The 1,299-nt window shown below is 37.3% G+C and carries 2 protein-coding genes; both read right to left on the bottom strand.

Translation table 11 applies throughout. From position 1 onward, the window contains the following. Window positions 1–42 precede the first annotated feature (42 nt). Window positions 43–924, bottom strand: a complete 882-nt coding sequence (locus L634_RS0128610) for an IS3 family transposase (protein WP_026585320.1) — start codon at window positions 922–924, stop codon at window positions 43–45. Between the two features lie 8 nt (window positions 925–932). Continuing rightward, window positions 933–1,229, bottom strand: coding sequence for a transposase (locus tag L634_RS0128605; RefSeq protein WP_026585319.1), 297 nt, complete (start codon window positions 1,227–1,229; stop codon window positions 933–935). Between the last annotated feature and the right edge of the window lie 70 nt (window positions 1,230–1,299).

Raw genomic sequence — 1,299 nt, 5'->3', positions numbered from 1 at the left:
TGAAGTGACCCCTGTAAAGTAGACAGTAATAAAAAAGCACAATTATGCAGCCTGAGTCCTGAATTGATAAGGGCTCAGGTTCTTTAATTTCTTTTGAAAACGTCCATGATTATAGAATCTCATATATTTTTTTAAGGCGTCTTTAACCTCTTGAGCTGTTTTGAATGAATATAGATAAAAACATTCAGTCTTAAAATGACTAAAGAAGTTTTCCATACAAGCATTGTCCCAGCAGTTGCCCTTTCTAGACATGCTCGCTTTCATTTGATATTTTTTAATTAGGTTGTTGTATTGACGGGATGTATATTGAAACCCTTGGTCGCTATGCAGGAGGATTCCTTGTACATTCCGTTTTTTCTTTGCCTTTTTGAGGGTATCGATAACCAGTTTCAGGTCATTTCTCCGACTAACATGATAAGCAATAATTTCATTGTTGTATAAGTCTAAAATGGCAGACAAATACAGCTTCTGGCCATTAAAAATTAGATAGGTAATATCCGTTACCCATTTTTCATTAGGTTTAGAAGCGATAAAGTTTCGATTAAGATGGTTGTCTGAAACAACGTATGCTTCTTTCTTCCCGTAATAGGGTTTCTTCTTTCGAATGACTGCCTTGATCTCCAAATCCCTCATAAGTCGCTGTATCCGTTTGTGGTTAATGTGTAGTCCATATATTTTTTCTAACCACACCTTCACCCGTCGGTAACCGTAAATTCCTCGTAGTTTCTTATGGCATTCCATGATTTTTTTCTTTACTTTCTCATCCTCCAGCTGCTTTGCGGTAGGAAACTCCTGTCGCTTTAACCACTTGTAATAACCACTTTTAGAAACTTCAGCTATCTGACATAACAAAGAAATAGGATAATTTCTTTGAGACATTTCAAGGATGACTTCGAATTTCTTCGTTTTTGGAAGGTTAGTCATTCCTCCTTTCACATTTTTAAGAGCTTTTTTAGCATTTCATTCTCAGCTTCCAGTCGTTTTATTTTAGCCTCAGGATCTTCCGGAGAGGTCCTGGGTCTGCCTTGACCTGGTCCTTTTGCTTTCCCTCGTTTTTCTTCCAGCCCCTTTATCCCTTCAGCCTTAAAATGTTTAACCCAGCGTCTTACCATTGAATAATTAATATCCAGCTCCTTAGCGACTGTTTCATAACCCATCCCCTCTTTTAAGTAAAGGTCTACGGCTCTTTTCTTAAATTTAACATCATATGTCTGTCTTGTTTTCCCCATCAAAAATCCCCCCATAGTAGACAGATTAGTATGCTTTCTTTTTTCTGTCTACTATAGGGGGATCATATCA

It is taken from the genome of Bacillus sp. J33 (assembly GCF_000518885.1).
GTDB lineage: Bacteria > Bacillota > Bacilli > Bacillales > Cytobacillaceae > Cytobacillus.
The sequence above is the reverse complement of the archived record's forward strand: the minus strand, read 5'-3'. Positions and strand labels throughout refer to the sequence as shown.